This is a genomic window from Fusobacterium perfoetens (assembly GCF_021531475.1).
GTDB lineage: Bacteria > Fusobacteriota > Fusobacteriia > Fusobacteriales > Fusobacteriaceae > Fusobacterium_B.
The window spans coordinates 19,371-41,091 of the sequence record NZ_JADYTX010000004.1; the positions used below are offsets into that span (position 1 = coordinate 19,371).

Sequence of the window (21,721 nt, forward strand, 5' to 3'; positions counted from 1 at the left end):
AATCTCCTTTGTTCTCAGATGACAAAATAGGCGACTTGTGTCGCCTATTTATTAAATTAATTACTGTTCCTCTTTAACTTCTTCAGGGATTATTCTCTTATAATCAACATAACCTGTTCCTGCTGGTATTTTCTTACCAATGATTACGTTTTCTTTTAATCCCTCTAAGTAGTCTTCTTTTCCTTCTATTGCTGCATTAGAAAGAACTTTTGTTGTTTCTTGGAATGAAGCAGCTGATATAAAGCTTTCTGTATTAACAGCAGCTTTAGTAATACCTTGAATTACTGGTTCGTATTCAACAAGTTTTTTACCTTTAGCTTTTAATTCTTCATTTTCAAGATCAACTATTCTCTTTTCTATTACTTCATCTTCAAGTAATAAAGAAGATCCAGAGTTTGTAATTCTTACTTTCTTGAACATTTGTTTAACTATAATTTCGATATGTTTATCGTTTACTGTAACTCCTTGGTCTCTATAAACTTGTTGTACAGATTCAAGGATAAATTGTTCTGCTGCTACTAGTCCTTTGATACTTAAGATATCGTATGGAGAAATAGCTCCTTCAGTAATTTTATCTCCAGCTTTGATAAGCATTCCGTCAGTTACAACTAAGTGATCCCCAACAGATACTAGGTATTCTTTAAATAATTCAGAGTTTCTTTCGTCTTTAACTAAGATAACTCTCATACCTTTTTTCTTTTTAGAAGTGATTTCAACTTTACCATCAACTTCACTTAATAGAGCTTTTCCTTTTGGATTTCTAGCTTCAAATAGCTCTTGTACTCTTGGAAGACCTCCAGTGATGTCTTTTGTTCCTTCCCCTTCTTTGATAAGTTTTGCGATAACTTGTCCTTTTCTTACTTTATCTCCTTCGTGAACCATCATATAAGCTCCGAATGGGATTTGATAACTTGCTTTTACTTCTTTTTTATCATCTAAAACAAGTAATCTTGGGTTAAGGTCTCCAGAATCAACTGGTTTTACTGATAAGTATTCAGTAACTCCATATTTACTATCATAGTTTGATTTGATAGTGATATCTTTATACGCTACTGTTCCTTCTTGGTCACAGATAATTGGTACATGGTATGGGTTTAAGTTAGCAAGAACTTGACCTTCTTCTACCATATCTCCATCTTTTACTCTTAAGATAGATCCTGATGGAATTTCATGGTCGTTGTTTCCAATTATAATTTTAGCTGATTGGCTAACTACAATTTCTTCTCCAGTTTCTTCGTTAACTAAAACTTTTACATCTTTAAATATTACTTTACCAGCATTTTCTGCTTTTTTAGTTGTTGCTGAAGCTGTTGCTGTTGCAACTCCTCCTGTATGGAACGTTCTCATTGTAAGCTGTGTACCTGGTTCCCCGATTGATTGAGCTGCAATAACTCCAACTGCTTCTCCAAGTAATACTTCTTTGTGGTTAGATAAGTCCATACCATAACATTTTTTACATACACCTTTTTCTAATGCACAAGTTAAAGGTGATCTGATTTTTATTTTTTTGATTCCTAATTCTTCTATTCTCTTAATTAATTCTTTTCCGATAAGAGTATTTCTTGGAGCAATTACTTCTCCGTTAACTATTAAGTCTTCAGCTAATACTCTTCCGTCTATTCTTTCAGATAATTTTTCAATTACTTTTCCTTCAGAAATTAATTCAGAAACTTCAATTCCTTCATGAGTTCCACAATCTTCTGCGTTTACTATAACTTCATGAGAAATATCAACAAGTCTTCTTGTTAAGTATCCTGAATCGGCAGTTCTTAGGGCTGTATCTGCTAGACCTTTTCTAGCTCCGTGTGATGACATAAAGAATTCTAATACTGTTAGTCCTTCACGGAAGTTAGCTTTGATAGGTACTTCTAGGATTCTACCTCTTGTATCGGCCATGTTACCCCTCATAGCTGCTAACTGTCTCATTTGTTGGATAGATCCTCTGGCTCCTGAAGTCGCCATCATGTAAACTGGGTTAAATTGATCTAGTCCGTTCATCATTGCGTCTGTAACATCTGCAGTAGCTTGTGACCAAACTGCAATTGTTTTTCTGTATCTTTCTTCGTTGATTATTTTTCCTTCTTTGTATTCTTGAGCAATTGAAGCTACATCTTCGTCAGCTTTTCTTAAGATATCTTTTTTAACAGCTGGAATTTCTAGGTCTTCAATACCTACTGAAACTCCTGCGAATGTTGAATAGTGATATCCAAAGTTTTTGATGTCATTTATAACTTCAGCTGTTTTTGTGAATCCATATCTGTCATATAAATCAGCGATTAATTTTTTCAATGGATTTTTACCATAAGTCATATTATAATCTCTTATTTCTTTAGGTAAGATTTCAGAGAATAATATTCTTCCTGGAGTAGTTGTTACCATTTCTCCATCTATTCTTACTTTGATTATTGCGTGAGTATCAATAACTCCATTTTCATAAGCTGTAAGAGCTTGTTCTCTGTTAGAAAATTCTTTTCCTTCACCTTTACATCCAGGTCTATCTTTAGTCATGTAGAAACATCCCATAACCATGTCTTGTCCTGGTACAGCTATTGGTTGTCCATTTGATGGAGCAATAATATTATTTGGTGCAAGCATTAGAAGTTTTGCTTCCATTATAGCTTCTGGAGAAAGTACTAAGTGTACTGCCATTTGGTCTCCGTCGAAGTCAGCGTTGAACGCAGAACATACTAATGGATGAAGTCTTATTGCTTTTCCTTCAATTAATACAGGTTCAAATGCTTGAATCGAAAGTCTATGTAGAGTCGGAGCTCTGTTTAATAGTACTGGGTGTCCATCAATAACATCTTCTATGATATCCCATACTTTATCATCTGATTCTTCAACTAGTTTTTTAGCTGTTTTTACGTTTGAAGCTAATTCTCTTTTAACTAGTTCTCTCATTATAAATGGTTTATATAATTCAAGAGCCATTTTCTTAGGAATTCCACATTGATTCATTTTTAATGATGGTCCTACAACGATAACTGATCTGGCAGAGTAGTCAACCCTTTTACCTAGTAGGTTTTGTCTGAATCTTCCTTGTTTTCCTTTTAACATATCAGATAGAGATTTTAACTCTCTGTTGTTTTGAGCAACAACTGGTTTTCCTCTTCTTCCGTTGTCAATTAAAGCGTCAACGGCTTCTTGAAGCATTCTTTTTTCATTTTTAACTACGATTTCTGGAGCTTTTATTTCTAAAAGTTTTTTCAATCTGTTATTTCTGTTAATAACTCTTCTATAAAGGTCATTTAAGTCAGAAGTAGCAAATCTTCCTCCGTCTAATTGAACCATAGGTCTTAAGTCAGCTGGTATTACTGGTACATTTTTAAGTATCATCCAAGCTGGTTTATTTTCAGATTCTAAGAAATCTCTTACTATTTTTAATCTCTTAGCAACTTTTTTTCTTTTTTGGCTAGAATTTACATCTTCTAGTTCTTTTTCTAATTCTTCTTTTAATACTGGAAGGTTAAGGTCTTCTAATAATCTTAAGATTGCTTCTGCTCCCATTTTTGCATCAAAAGAATTTCCATACATTTGTTTGAATAATTTATATTCTTTTTCGTTTATAATTTTTCCAACTGGTAATGTTTCTTCATTACTTTGGATAACTATATATCTAGCAAAGTATAATACAGACTCTAATTCTTTTGGAGATATTCCTAAGATTAAAGCCATTTTATTTGGAGTTCCTTTAGAATACCAAATATGAGATACTGGGGCAGCTAGTGCTATATGCCCCATTCTTTCTCTTCTTACTTTAGATTTTGTTACTTCAACACCACATTTTTCACAAACAAGACCTTTGTATCTCATTCTTTTGTATTTTCCACAGCTACATTCCCAGTCTTTTGTTGGTCCAAATATTTTTTCGCAGAATAATCCGTCCATTTCAGGATTTAATGTTCTATAGTTTATTGTCTCAGGTTTTGTAATTTCCCCATGAGACCATTCGTATATTTTTTCAGGTGAAGCAAGTTTTATTCTGATTTTTTCAAAACTTTTTATTCCCATATTAAATGTAAAGCCTCCTTAATCGAGATAAAGTTTTTACACTTTATAGTTATTAAATGCAAGATAATTTATTATTCGTCGTCTCCGAATGATAAATCATCATCTAAATTTTCATCATCAACATCATCTAGACCTAAATCTTCTCCAAATGTTGGAGCTCCTAATGAAAATTCTGTTATTGTTTCTTCTTTATTGTAATCTTCATCAACGTTGATTACATTTCCTTCTTTATCAAATAACTCAATGTCTAAAGCTATTGCTTGGAATTCTTTTAATAATACTTTAAATGATTCAGGTAAATCAGCTTCTGGCATTTCTTCACCTTTTACGATAGCTTCATAAGTTTTAGTTCTTCCGTTTATATCGTCAGATTTTACAGTTAACATTTCTTGAAGTATATTTGATGCTCCGTATGCTTCTAAAGCCCAAACCTCCATCTCTCCAAGTCTTTGTCCTCCGAATTGAGCTTTTCCTCCTAGAGGTTGTTGTGTTACTAATGAATATGGTCCGATTGCTCTTGCGTGCATTTTGTCTTCTACTAGATGGTGTAGTTTTAACATATACATTATACCAACTGTTACTTTATTATCAAACGGATCTCCTGTTCTTCCATCATAAAGTGTAACTTTTCCACTTCTTGGATATCCAGATTTTTCTAAACGATCTTTGATTTCTTCTTCAGTAGCTCCGTCAAATACTGGTGTTGCTATATATCTTTCATCTTTATTAGGAATTTTTTGAAGAGCTAATCCTAAGTGAACCTCAAGTACTTGTCCTATATTCATACGAGAAGGCACTCCAAGTGGGTTAAGAACAACGTCTAAGTGTGTTCCGTCTGCTAAGAATGGCATATCTTCTGCTGGTAATACTCTTGATACAACCCCTTTATTTCCATGACGTCCTGACATTTTGTCCCCAACAGTTATTTTTCTCTTTTCTGCTACGAAAATTCTTATAACTTTGTTAACTCCAGCTTTTAAGTCGTCTCCATTTTCTCTTGAAAGTTCAAGAACTTCAACTACTGTTCCTTTTGATCCGTGAGGCATTCTAAGTGATGTATCTCTTACATCTCTTGCTTTTTCCCCGAATATTGCTCTTAATAATTTTTCTTCTGCAGGTGGCTCAGTTTCTCCTTTAGGAGCTGTTTTTCCAACTAAGATATCTCCAGCTTCTACCTCAGATCCTACAATGATTATACCATTTGCGTCTAAGTTTCTTAAAGCTTCTTCAGAAACGTTTGGTATTTCTCTTGTAATTTCTTCGTCACCTAATTTTGTGTTTCTAGCTTCTATTTCATATTCTTCAATGTGAATAGATGTAAATACATCTTCTTTTCTTAATCTATCAGAAATTAAGATCGCGTCCTCGTAGTTATATCCTTCCCAAGGCATAAATGCCATAAGAATATTTCTTCCAAGTGCTAAGTCTCCACCTTTTGTAGCAGGTCCGTCAGCTATTACTGCACCTTTTTCTACTCTTTCACCTAAATCAACAATTGGTTTTTGGTGTAAGCACATTGCTTGGTTTGATCTTTCATAGTTTAATAAAGGATAAGTTACTTCTATTCCTTCATCAGACATTATTTTTATTAAGTGAGCATCTACATATGTTACTACTCCTGATACTTCAGATGTAACTACTGCACCAGAGTCTATTGCAACTTTTCTTTCGATTCCTGTTCCAACATATGGAGCTTCTGTTCTTAATAATGGTACTGCTTGTCTTTGCATGTTTGATCCCATTAGAGCACGGTTGGCGTCGTCATGTTCTAAGAATGGAATAAGTCCTGCTGATACAGATACAACTTGTTTTGGAGATACGTCGATATAATCAACTTTTTCTCCTTCAACTTGTAATATTTCATGACCAAATCTACAAGTGATACTTCCTAAAAGTTTTCCATTTTCGTCAAACTTAGAGTCAGCTTGGGCGATGAATAGTCCATCTTCTTCATCTGCTGCTAAATAATCTATTTGATCAAATTTGATAACTCCATTTTCTACTTTTACATATGGAGTTTCCATAAATCCATATTCATTTACTTTAGCATAAGTAGCTAAAGATCCGATAAGTCCAATGTTTGGTCCTTCTGGTGTTTCTATTGGACAAACTCTTCCATAGTGAGAGTCATGAACGTCTCTAACCTCGAATCCTGCTCTTTCTCTAGAAAGTCCTCCAGGTCCTAATGCTGATATTCTTCTTTTATGTGTTAATTCAGCTAATGGATTTGATTGGTCCATGAATTGTGATAATTGTCCAGAACCAAAGAAATCTAATATTAAAGCATTTAATGGTCTTGTATTTAATAATGATTGAGATGATAAAGTTTCTGAATCTTGAATTGTCATTTTTTCTCTTACCATCTTAGACATTTTTGCAAGTCCAGCTCTGATTTGCATTAATAGAAGTTCTCCAACTCCTCTAATTCTTCTATTAGATAAGTTATCTATGTCATCAGTATGTCCTTCTCCGTTAAATAAATCCATTATAACTTCGATAGTTCTTCTGATATCATCTTTTGTTAAAATAATTTCATTAGCGTCTACATTGATTCCTAATCTCTTATTTAACTTGTATCTTCCAACTGGTTCTAAGTCATATCTTTGTGGATTGAAGAACATTTGTCTTATTAAAGATCTAGCTGATTCAACTGTTACTAAATCTCCAGGTCTTAATTTTTTAAATACTTCAGTTACTGCTTCTTCTTTAGTTTCAGTATCGTCATTTAAGATAGTATTTGCTAATATTTTTTCTTTTGGAGTTACTTTATAGTAAACAACTTTAGCAATTTTCTTTTCGATAAGTTCTAATATAGTTTCAACTGTGATATGTTCTCCAGCTTCTCCTATAAATTCTCCATCTTCTTCATTAACAATATCTTCTTTTAAGAAACATCCTTCAATTTCTTGTCTTAAGTTTTCTAAAAGTTCTTCAGAATTTTTATAGTTATCATAGTAAGTTGTTAAATCTAATTCTTTAGTTTCTAAAAACTCTTCCATTATTTCTTGATTGTTATCAAAAAACTCAATAGCTTTTAAGAATACTGTAGCTAATACTTTTTTCTTTCTATCAATTTTAACATTTAAAAAGTCATTTTTATCTGTTTCAAATTCTAGCCAAGTTCCTTTGTATGGAATGATTTTTCCTATGAAAAGGTCTTTTCCTATTTGTAGATTAACTTCTTTGTCAAAAGAAACTCCAGGAGATCTATGTAACTGAGATACAACTACTCTTTCTGCTCCGTTTATAATGAATGTTCCTCTTGGAGTCATTAGAGGTATTTCTCCAAAGTAAACTAGACTTTCTTGGATTTCATTTCCACTTTTTTTGTTTGTTAGTCTAAGTCTAACTTTTAATGAAGCTGAATATGTTTTTCCTCTTTTTTTACACTCTAATTCATTATTTAAAGGTGGCTCAGCATCATGCAATTCATAAGAGATATAATCTAAACGAATATCTCCATTTGAAGACTCTATTGGAAATATTTCTCTAAAAGCAGACTCCAATCCCTTATTTTCTCTTGATAATGGACTGATTCTAGATTGAATAAAATCTTCATAAGAATTTAATTGAAATTCTAAAAAATGAGGCATTTCTCCTCTTTCTTTTATTTTTCCAAAATTAAATCTTTCAACGAGTTTCCCCATTTACTCACACTCCTTCAACTTTAATGTCAATACCTAACCTTTTGAAAATAACCTTCTATCTTAGTTTCAAAAGATTAAGTATTAACTACTACAAATTAAACTACAACTCTTATAGATGACTAAAATAGGCACTCAGTTGGAGTGCCTATTTCTTTTTGTTCTGTACAAACTTTCAGTTTAAAAGAACTATTTAACTTCTACTGTTGCTCCAGCAGCTTCTAATTTAGCTTTGATCTCTTCAGCTTCTTCTTTAGATGCTCCTTCTTTTATAGTTCCACCGTTGTCAGCTAATTCTTTAGCTTCTTTTAATCCTAATCCAGTGATTCCTCTGATTTCTTTAATAACTCCGATTTTTTTGTCTCCAGCTGATTTTAATATTACGTCAAATTCAGTTTTTTCTTCAACTTCAGCTGCTGCTCCTCCTGCTACTGCTACTGCTACAGGTGCTGCTGCAGTTACTCCAAAGTGTTCTTCTAAAGCAGTTACTAATTCTCTTAATTCTAAAACTGACATAGCTTCTAAGTCAGCGATAAATTGTTGTTTATCAAATGCCATTTATTTTTCCTCCTTAAATATTTTCAATAATATGATTTAATTTTTATTTTTTAATTAATTATTCAGCAGAACCTTCTTTTTTGTCTGCTACTGCTACTAATCCGTAAGCAAGTTTTCTTACTGGTCCTAACATTCCATTTAACACCATAGATAATAATTGTTCTCTTGATGGTAAAGATGCTAATGCTACAACTTCAGCTTCGCTAACTCTTTTTCCAGTTAAATATCCACCTTTGATGTTGAATATTTTAGCTTTTGCGTTAGCTTTAGATACTTCGTTCATTACTTTAGCAGGTGCTACTACGTCATCATATCCGAATGCGAAAGATGTAGTACCTTCTAATATATCGTCAAAAGAATCTTCAACTCCAGCTTCTTTAAGAGCTATTTTGAATAATCTGTTTTTAGCTACTAGATACTCTCCACCAGCTTCTCTTAAAGCTTTTCTTAATTGAGTTTCTTCTTTAACTTTTATTCCTTCATAATCTACTAATACGATAGATTGAGCTCTTTTAATTTTTTCTACTAATACTGCTACTGCTTCTACTTTAGCTTGATTTGCCATTCCAAGTCACCTCCTCTTTTTTTAAAAAATACCCCCGCAACTATATTACTAGAGACGGAGGCTGTATTTTCCATTGAGGTTTATGAATACCTGATTCCAACCTCGGTAGGATTTATGGCTATGCCACCTACTGTCTTTAGTATGGATTTATATTTAATTTTTTATCCAACAATCTATTATAATATATTTTTCTATAAAAAGTCAAGAAAAATTTATTATTTTTTTATTATCCTATTTCTTTAGCTACTAAAGCTGGATCCATTTTTATTCCAGGTCCCATAGTTAATGAAACAGCTACAGTTTTTAAATATTGTCCTTTTGCATCAGCTGGTTTTAATCTTACGATTTCTGCCATGAATGCTTTAAAGTTTTCATATATTTTTTCATCAGAGAAATCAGCTTTTCCGATTGGTACGTGGATAGATCCTAATTTGTCTACTCTGAATGCTAATTTACCTTTTTTGAATTCAGAAACTGCTCCAGCGATGTTAGGAGTAACTGTTCCTGATTTAGGGTTAGGCATTAAACCTTTAGTTCCTAATATTTTACCTAATCTTCCTAATTTAGGCATCATATCTGGTGTAGCGATTACTAAGTCGAAATCTAACCAACCTTGTTGGATTTTTTCGATATATTCTTCAGCTCCAGCATAGTCAGCTCCAGCTTCTAATGCTTTGTTGATGTTTTCTCCTTGAGTTATTGCTAATATTTTAACGCTTTTTCCAGTTCCGTGAGGTAAAACAACTGTTCCTCTTATTTGTTGACTTGCATGTCTAGGGTCTACTCCTAATCTTAATGCAACTTCAACTGTCTCTAAGAAGTTAGCACTTCTTGTTTTTACAACAGTTTCTAAAGCTTCTTTAACTTCATATAATCTTGTACTATCTACTAACTTAGCAACTTCTAAGTATTTTTTTCCTCTATGTTTTGCCATTTATTACTTCCTCCTCTGTGGTCAATGGAATTTATCCTACCACTATACATATATCAAATAATTCGCTATTTATTAGTCTACTATTTTTATTCCCATAGATCTTGCAGATCCTGCTAATACTTTCATTGCTGCTTCAACTGATCCTGCGTTTAAGTCAGGCATTTTTGTTTCAGCAATTTCTCTTAATTTAGCTGTATTGATAGTTCCAGCAACTTCTTTTTTAGAGTTTCCTGCTCCTTTAGTTGTTCCAGCTGCTTTCTTTAATAAGTCAGATGCTGGTGGAGTTTTCATGATAAATGTGAATGATCTGTCATTGTAAACAGATATTTCAACTGGTATAATCCATCCTGCTTTATCTTGAGATTTAGCGTTAAATGCTTTACAGAACTCCATAATATTAACACCGTGTTGTCCTAAAGCTGGTCCAACTGGTGGTGCAGGGTTTGCTTTTCCTGCAGGTAATTGTAATTTTATAACTTTAATAACTTCTTTTGCCATTCCTAATATTACACCTCCAAAATATGTGGTCCTAATGATTTTTCTCCCACTTGACTAATCAAATAATTAGTCTTCCTTCTTAACATCAGTAATGTTAGCTTCGATTGGTGTTAAACGACCAAACATCTCCATCATTACTTTAACTTTTCTATTTTCTAAATTAATTTCAGCAACTTTTCCTCTTTGTCCAACAAATCCTTCAGCTTCAATTACTACATAATCTCCAACTTCAAAGTCAACTGCAACTAATTCTGCATCTTCTTTTTCACTATTTTCAACACTATATCCTATTACTCTGAAGATGTTTTCTACTTCTTCTTCTTCCATAGGTATAGGGTCAGATCCTACTCCAACAAATCCTGTAACACCGTTTGTATTCCTAACTACATACCAAGCATCAGAATCAACACTATAGTTAATTCCATTTTCACTTTCTTCTCTTGTAGCTACCATTTCAAGCATTACATAACCTGGGAATAATTTTCTACTTATTGTTTTTTTCTTCCCTCTTCTAAGCTCAACAGATTGTTCTTCAGGAACTAATATTTTAGTTACAATTTCATTCATTCCTAAAGCTTCTATTTTTTGCTCTAAATCAGTTTTAACTTTTTTTTCATATCCAGAATAAGTATGGATCATAAACCATTTTTTTTCTAAAACTGTATTCATCTTATTGTCCTCCAAATAGAGATACAAGTATCTTCAAAAGTCTTAAAGCAACTATATCAAAAACTCCTAAATATATGCTAAGTGCAACACTCATCACAGCAACCCACACAGTAGCATGTATTACTGCTTTTTTTCTAGGCCATTCAACCTTAGAGTATTCCATCTTTACATCTTTTAATAACTTCATAGTTTGTCCACCTTTTTATCTTTTTCATAAAAATGGCAGGTCAAGAGGGACTCGAACCCCCAGCCCTCGGTTTTGGAGACCGATGCTCTACCAATTGAGCCATTGACCTGCATGTTGATAACTATTCTAACTGTATTCTACTGACTATTTTTTAGTTTCTTTGTGTAGAGTTTCTTTTCCACACCATTTACAATACTTCATTAATTCTAATCTTTCAGTAGTGTTCTTTTTGTTTTTTGAAGTACTGTAGTTTCTTCTTTTACATTCTGTACATTCTAATTGAATATTTACTCTCAATTCATACACCTCCATTTGTTTATCGGATAATCCTTAATCCTCCCATACCACTGACGAGTATGGTAATAGAGTTCTTATGATTCTAGTTTATTAAGACATAGATGATTATACATCATTCTTTCGATTTTGTCAATACTTTTTTTTATTTTTCCCTCAATTTTTTGAGGGAAAAATTTTACTTGTTATCTCCAGCCTCTTGCTCTTTTAATTTTTTTTCTATATTTCTTAATTTTACATTCATTTCATTAACTCTTACTTCAATAGAATTAAGTATCCAATACTGAAAGTGGTTTGCTTTTTTCATCTCATAGATAAGCCAAATTATTTTTGCTATTCCTAAAAGAATTGCAAAATAGATAGATACTTCCAAAGAAATTTTTCTTAAAACTCCACCCATAAAAAGAAGTACAACTATCATTGAAATTAATAAAAAGTTTACTCTTTTATTTTGAGTATCATTTTTTCCACCTATTTTTCCAATTATTTTTTGGATTTTTTCTTTTTCTTTTTGAAAAGCTTCTAACTCTTGTAATAAATTTTCTTGACTATTATCCATAAACCACTCCTTTTTATCTTATTTTAGCTATTGTAGGCATCTCTCTTTTATATTGATTTCTCGCTATTCTTGTAAATATAGTATCAACTATTTTTTCGTCATATCCTTTTGCTTTTATCTCTTCTTTTGTATTATTTAGATAAATTAAATGATAAAGGATCTCATCTGCCATTTCATAAGAAAATCCTAATTCAGCTTCATCAGTTTGACCTTCCCATAAATCAGCACTTGGCTTTTTATCTATTACTTCTTTTGGTACACCCATATATCTTGAAAGTTCCCAAACTTGAACTTTTAATAATTCTCCAATTGGATTTATTCCACTTGCCATATCTCCAAATTGAGTTCCATATCCTAATAAAAGTTCTGTTTTGTTAGAAGTTCCCATTACGATAGCATTTTCTTTTGCTGAGTTGTCAAATAACACGCACATTCTTGTTCTTGACATGTAATTTCCTCTTCTAAGTCCAGAAGCTTCCCCTTCCATTCCAAAATATCCATCAACCATTGGTGTTATTTCTACTTTTTTAGAGTTTATCCCTGAAGCTTTTACAACAAGCTCTGCATGCTCAACACTCTCTTTACTAGAAGTTTTATAAGGCATCATAACTGTATAAACATTTTCTGGTCCTATAGCCTTAGCTGCTATAAAAGCCACTAGAGCTGAATCTATTCCTCCAGAAAGTCCAAGTATTACTTTTTTAAATCCTCTTTTAGCTGTTTCTTCTCTTACAAAGTTTACTAATTTTTCTTCTAACTCTTTCATATTAGAAGTAAGTTCATTATAGATTTCTGGTTTCATTATTTTTCCTCCCCGTCTAACAATTCTCTATCCAATCCAAATTTTCCAATTTTTCCACTTCTATAATCCCTTAAAAGTGTAAGAGTAGCTTGATGTACATTAAGACTTCCACCCTTTTGAATCATCTTCATTCTAAGAGCTATTTTTTCTAATATATTTCCTGCCACTCCTTCAAAATCTTCATCTAGTAATTTATATCTTTCTTTTAAATTTTCTTTTAGACCATATAATAAAACTTTATCTAAAAATTTGCAAGCTACATCTTCAATAGGTAATATGTCATCTTTTATAGCTCCTGATATAGCTAAGTTAAAACCAACTCTTTCATCTTCAAATCTTGGCCATAAGATTCCTGGAGTATCTAAAAGTTCTAGTCCTTCTTTAATTCTTACCCATTGTTTTCCTTTTGTGTATCCTGGCATATTTCCAACGCCAGCACTATTTTTACCAACTATTCTATTTATAAGTCTTGATTTCCCAACGTTAGGGATTCCAGCTACCATAAGTCTTGTATTAACTTTTCTCAATCCTTTTTTCATCATTCTTTCTTTTTTTTCAGCAGCTACTTTATCTATAATAGAATAAAGTTTTTTCATATTAAAACCTGTTTCTGCACTAAGCTCTAATACCTCATCAGCATCATTGTGACTTATAAAATAGTTTCTCCACTTTGCAAGTTCCTCTTTATCAACTAAGTCAGATTTATTTATTACTATTATTCTCTTTTTTCCTTTTGCAAAAGTAGAAATATCTGGATTTCTACTAGATATTGGAATACGAGCATCAACAACCTCTAATACTATATCTATCAAAGGCATATTTTCTTTTATCATATCCTTAGTCTTTTTCATATGACCAGGATACCAGTTTATTCTTGTCATTGACATTTTTTTCTTACTCCTCTTCGTCCTCTTCTTCTATATCTTTCGCATATTTATTAACTTTTTCTTTTTTCTCTTCTACTTCATTTCCTCTTACTATGATTACATATTCACCTTTAAGAGTTTTATTTTCAAATTTTTCTATAAGTTCTTTTGTTGTTCCTCTTACAATCTCTTCATAGATTTTTGTTATTTCTCTTATAAGAACAACTTCTCTTTCTCCGATAAATTCTTCTATATCTTTAAGAGTTCTCACTACTCTATGAGGTGATTCAAAAAACATTATAGTTCTTTTTTCATCTGCAAAAGATTTAAGTAATGTCTGTCTACCTTTTTTCTTTGGTAGAAAACCCTCGAATACAAATCTTCTCATTGATACTCCAGCCACAGAAGCTGCAGCTGTCATAGCACTTACCCCAGGAATTGGCACAACTTTTATATCATTTTTTAAAGCTTCGTCTACCACTTCATATCCCGGATCTGATATACAAGGTGTCCCTGCATCAGTAACAAGAGCAATATTTTTTCCTTCTTTTAAAAGATTTACAATATTTTCAACTTGATGTTGTTTTGTATGTTCATCATATCTATATATTGTAGTTTCTATCTCTAAATGGTTTAAAAGTTTTTTAGTAACCCTTGTATCTTCAGCAAAAACATAATCTACTTCTTTTAATATTCTAATAGCTCTCAAAGTAATATCTTCAAGATTTCCAATAGGTGTTGCCACTATATAAAGCATTTTTTACCCCTTACTTTTTATTTTTTCTTTCTTTTATCATTGAAATAATCGCTGCTTCAGCAGTTTTTAATTGTTTGTCCTCTTTTTTAATAAGTTTTTTAGCTTCTTTTTCTCCAACTATAGAAGTTAATATTTTTTCTTTGCTAGCTTCTTGAGCTTTGTCATCCACATTAGTAACAAAACCATCATAGAATAGATAATCATCTTCTTCCTCAACTAATATATCTGGTTTTATTCCTTTTCCATGAATATTTTCTCCCTTTGGAGTATAATATTTAGCTATTGTTAATTTTACTCCATCTTGATCTGGCAACGGAAGTAACACTTGAACGCTACCTTTTCCATAGCTTTTCTCTCCGATAAGAGTTCCTCTTTTATAATCTCTTATTGCTCCAGAAACTATTTCTGATGCAGAAGCACTTCCCTCGTTTATAAGTATTACTAATGGAAAATCTCCATAATATTTTCCTTCTCTATAAGAAAATACTTCCTCTCCTTTTTTAGGTCTTTCACTTACAACTACTCCCTCTTTTATAAACATAGAAGAAATACTTACAGCTTGACCAATTATTCCTCCTGGATTGTTTCTTAAATCAAGAATTAATCCTTCCATTCCTTGGCTTATTAATTTATCTAACTCTCTTCCAACTTCTTTATCTACATTTTCTGCAAATTGAGTAAGTTTTATATATCCAATATTACCATCTAACATTTTGCTTCTTACATTTTCAAGTTTTATATCAGCTCTTTTTAAAACTATATCTCTATCTTTCTTTTCAGATTCTCTATAGATTTTTAATTTTACTTCTGTACCTGTATCTCCTTTTAAAAGTCTCGAAGCTTCTTCAAGTTCTATATCATAAGTACTTTTTCCATCTATATATAGAACTTTATCATTTGGTCTTATTCCCGCATTAAAAGCTGGAGCTCCCTCAATAAGAAGTTCTACTGTAACTGGTTCGTTTGCCCCTTTTCTTATTATCATTCCAACTCCAGAATATTCACCTTTCATTTGTCCTTCTAAATCTTCCATACCTTTTTTAGAAAAATAATTTGAATGGGGATCTTCCAAAGTTTCTATCATTCCTTTTAATGCTCCTTGCATAAGAATAGTTTTATCAAGTTTTTTATCTCCAACAAAGTTTTCTTGAATAATATCCATTACATCAGAAATTTCTTTCAGTTGTTTTATATTACTCATAAAACCTGTTTTTTCTTCTTCAGCAGATTGAGCAATAGAAGCAAAAAATAAAAATGTTAACACTCCTATTTTTTTTATACTTAAATTTGACATATCTTCCTCCTAATTTGTAGAACCGTTAACTATCTCTTCAATATCTATATTGTAATCTTTTTCCTGTTTTCCAAATAAAGAGATATACTCAGTATTTCCTTTTCCGCCTTTTATTGGAGAAACATCAAGAAATTCTAAATAAAGTCCATTCTCTTTGGCACTTTCTAAAACTCTTTCTATAGCATAGATATGATAATCTTTATTTCTAACAATGCCACCTTTTTCTATCATATCTTTTTTTACTTCAAATTGTGGCTTTATAAGAGCCATTAACTTTGTTCCCTCTTCAAAAAATTTATTCAAAGAACCAAATATATGAGTTATCGATATAAAAGATACGTCCATCACCATATAATCTATCTTTGAATTGTCTATATCTTCAACAGTTAAATCCTTTATATGTTTATTTTCTATAGAAGTTACTCTTTCATCTGTTCTAAGTTTCCAGTCTAATTGATTTGTTCCAACATCAACTGCATAAACGTGACTTGCCCCATTTAAAAGAGAACAATCTGTAAATCCACCTGTTGAAGCTCCTATATCCAAAACTATTTTATCTTTAAAATCAAGATTAAAAACATTGATGGCTTTTTCTAATTTTAATCCACCTCTACTGACATATTTCGATTCTTTTCCCTTAACTCTGATATTAAGTTCTTTGTCATCTTCTATTTTTATCATAGTCCCTGGTTTTTCAATTTTTATATCATTAACTAAAACTATTCCAGCCATTACAGCTCTTTTGGCTTTATCTACATCTGGATAGAAACCATTCTCCACCAAAAGTACATCAATTCTTTGTTTCATTAATCTCTCCTTTAAAAGATCTTTTCTCAAAAATTTCATTTTCATTTAGATATTTTAAAATCTCATTATTGAGAATAAGATTTTTAAATCCTTTTTTCTCAACAGATTTTATTAATTTTCCTGTTTCTATTATTCTTTTTGAAAAAAACTCATCACCAATTGGAACTTTTTTATTTTTTCTAAAATAATTAAGCAACTGTTTTGTAGAGCCTAACTTTAATTCCTGTTTAGATTTTTTTAATCTATCTTTTATAACTCCAGTAGTACATTTAAATCTTCTACTTACTTCAACTAGAGACTCTCCTCTCTCAAAGCCTTTTAAAATCTCATTTGCTTCCACTGGATTTATTCTATGATGTTTAGCCGAATACATATCTGCCCAATGAACAAGACGAGCTTCTTTTGTACTTGGGTTTACTTTTCCCCATTTTCCGTGATGAGATACAACTATATGAATTATATTTTTCTTAACTTTATTTTTTAAAATTAATCCTGTTCTTTCTTCTATTTTATCTATAAGATTTTCTGTTTCTTTTACAACATAATCTGGATTTTTTAACATTATCTGAGAGTGAGAAATATTTTCTTCATTTTTTCTTAAGCTTCCTTTGCTTAAGTCATGAATTATTATCCCAACAATAATAGAAAAAAGATCCAAATCTGTTCCTGCTTTGAAAAAACTAGCATATGTTTTTTTTATTTCATTAACAGAAAGAATAAAAACATCATATGTGTGAGCTGTTATCTTTACCCCTTGGTCGCTAAAATTTTCTAGTTCTTTAACAGCTTCCTCATTCAATAATTCTTCCAAAAATATTTTTATCTTTTGATTAACCTCTAACATCAAGTTTCCCTTCAATTCTATCAACTAATGTTTGTCCCCTTAAACCATATTTTTCCATTAGTTCTCCTCTTTTTCCATGAGGAATTTCTCCAAACTCTATCCCAATTTTATTTACTTTTCTATTCATATTTATATCATTAAGATAATTTAAAATTTTGCTACCAAACCCATTTACTTCATAGGCTTCTTCTAACACAAAAATATTATCATATTTTTCAAATTCATTTTTTATATAAGTTTCGTCCATAGGAGTTATTGACGCTGCACTTACAATAGTCCCGTCTATTCCTTTTTTCTCTAATAAATCTCTAACAGATAGAATTTCTTTTAACATACTTCCAGTGCAAATAAAAAGATTTTTCTCTCCTTTTACTATCTCTCTCCATTTTCCCAATTCAAATTCTTTATCATCTTCTATATTATAAACATTTTCTTTACTATATCTTATAGCCATTGGATTATAAATATCTCTTGATATTTCCAACACTTCTTTTAATTCTTTTTCGGTAGTAGGAGCCACAAGATAAAAATTAGGAATTGTTATAAATAAAGATATATCATACAGACCATTATGAGTCTTTCCGTCTTCTCCAACTATTCCTGCCCTATCAATTAAAAATCTAACCGGAAGATTTTGCAGTGATATATCATGAATAAGCTGTCCCACTCCCCTTTGTAAAAAAGTAGAGTAAACAGCAAAATAAGGTTTCTTTTGACTTTTTGCAAGTCCACCTGCAAAAGTTACTCCATGTCCCTCAGCTATTCCTATATCAAAACTTCTCTCCGGATATTTTTCAAAAAATTCTTTTAATCCTGTACCCTTTACCATTCCTGCCGATATAGCAAAAATATCTTTATCAACTTTTCCAAGTTCAACTAAACTTTCTCCAACAACATCAGAATATATTTTTTGAGGTCCTTTTTTTTGAGGATTCAACGGACTTACTCCGTGAAATTTTTCTTTCTCTTCTTCAGCTGGTTTATATCCTTTTCCTTTTTGAGTTTTTATATGTACAAATATAGGCCCCTCTTCAACTTTTACTTTTTCAAGAATAGAAATAAGATCTTCTAAATTATGTCCATCAATTACTCCAAAATATTTAAAACCTAAATTTTCAGATATACTTACCGGTAAAAAGAAATTTTTAACAGAATGTTCTGCTCTTTTTATTGTATTTGAAAGTTTTTTCCCAAAATTTCCCTTTCCTATGATATTTTTCACATCTTTTCTTATACTCATATAAGCTTTACTAAGTATCATACGACTGAAAAATTTAGAAAGTCCTCCTACATTTTCGCCAATAGACATCTCGTTATCATTCAAAATAACAACCATATTTTTTATATTTACCATATTATTTAAAGCTTCTAAAGAGTGTCCATTAGCAATAGAAGCATCTCCTACAATAACTATTATTTTGTCCTTTGGATTTCCTACTGCTAAACCTACTCCAGCTGATAAAGCACTTCCTGCATGTCCACTTATAAAATTATCATAATGACTTTCTTTAGGATCACAAAAAGGTCCAATCCCTCCAAAAGTTCTTAAAGTATCAAATCTATCTTCTCTATCAGTTAAAATTTTATATACATAAGATTGATGTCCAACATCAAATAAAATTTTTGTATTTTTATCATCAAAGACTTTTCTTAAAGCAACTGTTAATTCTACAATACCTAAATTAGAAGCTAAATGTCCTCCATTTTTTAGGACTACATCTATAATTTTAGCTCTTAATTTATCACACAGTTCTTTTAAATCTTTTATGTTTAAGTTACTCAAATCCATATTCTCGCCCCAATCTATCCTATACTAAATAGTCTTTAAATAAAAAAGCTATTATTATTCCTACAGTGGCTCCTATCAAGACCTCAAATGGTGTATGTCCCAATAACTCTTTCAATTTTTTTCCATCATTAAATCTTTGTCCAAGTCTTTGAGCAAATTCGTCTACCATTTTATTTACGATCTTAGCCTGTCTTCCTGCAGCTCTTCTTATACCTGCTGCATCATACATTGTTATCCCAGCAAAAACTATAGCTATCGCAAAATATGGAGTATTTGTTCCATATACAATCCCTATACAAGTAGTCAAACAAGAAACTGTTGATGAATGAGAGCTTGGCATTCCACCTGTTTCTAAAAATCTCTTTAAATTAAAGTCTTTATTTGTAAAGATTGTTTCAAGAACTTTATAAAACTGTGCCACAAACCATGCTACAAAAGTTACATCTAATATTCTATTATTAAAAATGATACCAACCTCATTCATTCTTTCTCCTTTTATCCAGAAATTTCTTATCTAACACTTTCTTTCAATTCTAAAGAAATTTTTGGATTTTCTTTATTTTCTTTATATAAAATTATTGTTTTTCCTATGATTCCAACTACTTCACAACCTGTTTTTTCTTGAATTATTTCTGCTAATTCTCTTTTATCTAATTCTACAGATTGTAACATTTTTACTTTTATTAATTCTCTTGAAGATATAGCATCTAATATACTTTGTCCTAAGTTATCTGTATATCCTTCTTTTCCAACTCTTACTAATGGCTCTAACTCATGAGCTCTTTTTCTTAAAAATTCTCTTTCTCTACTGTTCATCTATTTTTCTCCTTAATATTTTTTATTTAATTTTTTAAACTTCCAGTATAATTGGTAAAATTACTGGATTTCTTTTTGTTTTGCTGTAAACATATTTTGCTACAGCCTCTTTAGTTACATTTTTTAGAGGTTGCCAATCTCTAAGTTCATCTCTTTCAACTTTGGCAATCTTCATATTGATATGTTCTATCACACCATTTATAAGTTCATCAGATTCTTTTGAATATGTAAATCCTCTAGTTATTACCTCTGGACCAGAAAGAATTTTTTTAGTTTCTTTATCTAAAGTAAACCCTACTATAATAACTCCATCTTGTGATAATTGTTGTCTATCTCTTAAAACTGTTTGTCCTATATCCCCAACACCTAAACCATCAATAAATGTAGCTCCAGCACTTACTTTTCCTTTTAATTTTACACCACTTTTTGCTACTTCTATTTTATTTCCATTTAGTGCAAGTATTGTATTTGATTTTGGAATTCCAACTTTTAAAGCTGTATCTATATGAGCTTTAAGCATTTTATATTCTCCGTGAACAGGCACAAAATATTTTGGCTTTATCAAGTTGAATATAAGTTCTTGCTCTATCTTTGAACCATGTCCTGAAACGTGAATTCCAGCCACTTTCTTAAATATTACTTCTGCTTCATATTTTAATAAATTATTTATATTTTTTGAAACAGCTTTTTCATTACCAGGGATTGGTGTAGCAGAGATAATTACTGTATCTCCCTCTTTTACCCTTGTATGTTTGTGAATATTTGAAGCTATTCTTGAAAGAGAAGCCATTGGCTCTCCTTGAGTACCTGTACAAAGTATGACTACTTTATTATCTTTTTGATTATCTACTTCAGATAAAGGAATTATTGTATCTTTTTTTATTTTTAAATATCCCATATTTGAAGCAATCTCAAAAACTTTAACTAAGCTTCTTCCATCAACTGCTATTTTTCTTCCATATGATTCTGAAATTTCTATTATTTGTTGAAGTCTATGGATATGTGAAGCAAAAGCCGCTATTATTATTCTTCCTTTAGCCTTTGCAAACTCTATTTGAAAAGCTTCTCCAACTGTTTTTTCTGATGGAGTAAATCCTTCTGACTCAGCATTTGTAGAATCAGATAAAAGTAAATCTATTCCCTTTTCTCCAAGTTGAGCAAATCTTGCCAAATCACTTGGTTGTCCATCTACTGGAGTAAAATCTATTTTAAAATCTCCTGTAAATAAAACATTTCCTGCTGGTGTGCTTACATAAATTGCATAAGAATCAGCAATGGAGTGAGTTATTCTTATAAATTCAATATTAAAATATTTTCCAATTTTTACTTTTGATCTATTTTTAACTTCTCTCATTTTTGGAACATCTTTTATTTTAAGATTTTCAAATTTTGATTCTATCAGAGCAAGTGTTAATTTTCCTGAAAAAATAGAAACATCTTTATCGATTTTTTGATATAGATATGGAATAGCTCCTATATGATCTTCGTGGCCGTGAGTTACAAAAAGACCTTTTATTTTACTCTTATTATTTTCTACATAAGAAAAATCTGGAATTACTGCATCTATACCTAAAAGTCCCTCTCCAGGAAATCCTAATCCACAATCAATTATTATTATCTCATCTCTATATTGGACTAAACTCATATTTTTTCCAACTTCATCTAATCCACCTAGAGGAATAACATACATTTTTTCTTCTTTTGTCTCTTTAGTTTCTTTAATCTCTTTTACTATTTCTTTTGTTTTTTCTAAATTCTCTGTTCCTTTCTTCCCTTTTTTTTCAAAAGAGTTAGTTTTTTTTCTCCTAAATATCATTTTTTCTTCCT

The 21,721-nt window shown here is 31.1% G+C and carries 20 protein-coding genes, 1 tRNA gene and 1 other annotated feature; all 21 genes read right to left on the reverse strand.

Annotated elements, in window-relative coordinates; translation table 11 throughout:
* Positions 1 to 60: 60 nt before the first annotated feature.
* Positions 61 to 4,011: a DNA-directed RNA polymerase subunit beta' gene (rpoC, locus tag I6E15_RS01615; protein ID WP_235243672.1), complete on the reverse strand. Its 3,951-nt coding sequence runs from the start codon at positions 4,009 to 4,011 to the stop codon at positions 61 to 63.
* A gap of 71 nt (positions 4,012 to 4,082) precedes the next feature.
* Positions 4,083 to 7,658 (reverse strand): DNA-directed RNA polymerase subunit beta, encoded by a 3,576-nt coding sequence (gene rpoB / locus I6E15_RS01620; RefSeq protein ID WP_235243673.1) that lies wholly within the window; start codon positions 7,656 to 7,658, stop codon positions 4,083 to 4,085.
* A 186-nt stretch (positions 7,659 to 7,844) separates the two neighbouring features.
* Positions 7,845 to 8,213, reverse strand: coding sequence for a 50S ribosomal protein L7/L12 (gene rplL, locus I6E15_RS01625; protein ID WP_177161794.1), 369 nt, complete (start codon positions 8,211 to 8,213; stop codon positions 7,845 to 7,847).
* Between the two features lie 58 nt (positions 8,214 to 8,271).
* Complete coding sequence (gene rplJ / locus I6E15_RS01630) at positions 8,272 to 8,778, reverse strand: 50S ribosomal protein L10 (protein WP_177161793.1); 507 nt, start codon at positions 8,776 to 8,778, stop codon at positions 8,272 to 8,274.
* A gap of 16 nt (positions 8,779 to 8,794) precedes the next feature.
* Positions 8,795 to 8,936, reverse strand: a sequence feature (ribosomal protein L10 leader region).
* A gap of 68 nt (positions 8,937 to 9,004) precedes the next feature.
* Positions 9,005 to 9,712: a 50S ribosomal protein L1 gene (rplA, locus tag I6E15_RS01635; protein WP_177161792.1), complete on the reverse strand. Its 708-nt coding sequence runs from the start codon at positions 9,710 to 9,712 to the stop codon at positions 9,005 to 9,007.
* A gap of 72 nt (positions 9,713 to 9,784) precedes the next feature.
* Complete coding sequence (gene rplK, locus I6E15_RS01640; RefSeq protein WP_177161791.1) at positions 9,785 to 10,210, reverse strand: 50S ribosomal protein L11; 426 nt, start codon at positions 10,208 to 10,210, stop codon at positions 9,785 to 9,787.
* 66 nt (positions 10,211 to 10,276) lie between these two features.
* On the reverse strand, positions 10,277 to 10,879 hold the full coding sequence (gene nusG / locus I6E15_RS01645) for a transcription termination/antitermination protein NusG (RefSeq protein ID WP_177161790.1): 603 nt from the start codon (positions 10,877 to 10,879) through the stop codon (positions 10,277 to 10,279).
* A 1-nt stretch (position 10,880) separates the two neighbouring features.
* Entirely contained in the window at positions 10,881 to 11,066 is a 186-nt protein-coding gene (secE, locus tag I6E15_RS01650; protein ID WP_177161789.1) for a preprotein translocase subunit SecE, read from the reverse strand.
* A gap of 33 nt (positions 11,067 to 11,099) precedes the next feature.
* Positions 11,100 to 11,175 (reverse strand) — tRNA-Trp (locus I6E15_RS01655).
* A 35-nt stretch (positions 11,176 to 11,210) separates the two neighbouring features.
* Positions 11,211 to 11,378 carry a 50S ribosomal protein L33 gene (rpmG, locus tag I6E15_RS01660; protein WP_255456936.1) on the reverse strand — a complete coding sequence of 56 codons (168 nt, stop codon included), beginning with the start codon at positions 11,376 to 11,378 and terminating at the stop codon, positions 11,211 to 11,213.
* A gap of 160 nt (positions 11,379 to 11,538) precedes the next feature.
* Positions 11,539 to 11,919, reverse strand: coding sequence for a hypothetical protein (locus I6E15_RS01665; protein WP_177161788.1), 381 nt, complete (start codon positions 11,917 to 11,919; stop codon positions 11,539 to 11,541).
* Positions 11,920 to 11,932: 13 nt separating this feature from the next.
* A complete protein-coding gene (locus I6E15_RS01670) occupies positions 11,933 to 12,685 on the reverse strand; it encodes an NAD+ synthase (protein ID WP_414146507.1) in 753 nt (250 codons plus the stop codon).
* A gap of 35 nt (positions 12,686 to 12,720) precedes the next feature.
* Entirely contained in the window at positions 12,721 to 13,608 is an 888-nt protein-coding gene (gene ylqF / locus I6E15_RS01675) for a ribosome biogenesis GTPase YlqF (RefSeq protein WP_177161787.1), read from the reverse strand.
* A gap of 7 nt (positions 13,609 to 13,615) precedes the next feature.
* Positions 13,616 to 14,344, reverse strand: a complete 729-nt coding sequence (rsmI, locus tag I6E15_RS01680) for a 16S rRNA (cytidine(1402)-2'-O)-methyltransferase (RefSeq protein WP_235243675.1) — start codon at positions 14,342 to 14,344, stop codon at positions 13,616 to 13,618.
* A gap of 10 nt (positions 14,345 to 14,354) precedes the next feature.
* Positions 14,355 to 15,638 carry a S41 family peptidase gene (locus I6E15_RS01685; protein ID WP_235243676.1) on the reverse strand — a complete coding sequence of 428 codons (1,284 nt, stop codon included), beginning with the start codon at positions 15,636 to 15,638 and terminating at the stop codon, positions 14,355 to 14,357.
* Between the two features lie 9 nt (positions 15,639 to 15,647).
* Positions 15,648 to 16,445 carry a TlyA family RNA methyltransferase gene (locus I6E15_RS01690; protein ID WP_235243677.1) on the reverse strand — a complete coding sequence of 266 codons (798 nt, stop codon included), beginning with the start codon at positions 16,443 to 16,445 and terminating at the stop codon, positions 15,648 to 15,650.
* Positions 16,429 to 17,313, reverse strand: coding sequence for an HD domain-containing protein (locus I6E15_RS01695; RefSeq protein WP_414146506.1), 885 nt, complete (start codon positions 17,311 to 17,313; stop codon positions 16,429 to 16,431). The genes I6E15_RS01690 and I6E15_RS01695 overlap by 17 nt, the downstream gene beginning before the upstream one ends.
* Positions 17,276 to 19,078, reverse strand: a complete 1,803-nt coding sequence (dxs, locus tag I6E15_RS01700) for a 1-deoxy-D-xylulose-5-phosphate synthase (protein WP_235243678.1) — start codon at positions 19,076 to 19,078, stop codon at positions 17,276 to 17,278. The genes I6E15_RS01695 and dxs overlap by 38 nt, the downstream gene beginning before the upstream one ends.
* Before the next feature lie 19 nt (positions 19,079 to 19,097).
* Positions 19,098 to 19,562 carry a divergent PAP2 family protein gene (locus tag I6E15_RS01705; protein ID WP_177161782.1) on the reverse strand — a complete coding sequence of 155 codons (465 nt, stop codon included), beginning with the start codon at positions 19,560 to 19,562 and terminating at the stop codon, positions 19,098 to 19,100.
* Between the two features lie 26 nt (positions 19,563 to 19,588).
* On the reverse strand, positions 19,589 to 19,894 hold the full coding sequence (yhbY, locus tag I6E15_RS01710) for a ribosome assembly RNA-binding protein YhbY (RefSeq protein ID WP_177161781.1): 306 nt from the start codon (positions 19,892 to 19,894) through the stop codon (positions 19,589 to 19,591).
* Between the two features lie 34 nt (positions 19,895 to 19,928).
* Positions 19,929 to 21,710, reverse strand: a complete 1,782-nt coding sequence (locus I6E15_RS01715) for a ribonuclease J (protein ID WP_235243679.1) — start codon at positions 21,708 to 21,710, stop codon at positions 19,929 to 19,931.
* Positions 21,711 to 21,721 lie beyond the last annotated feature (11 nt).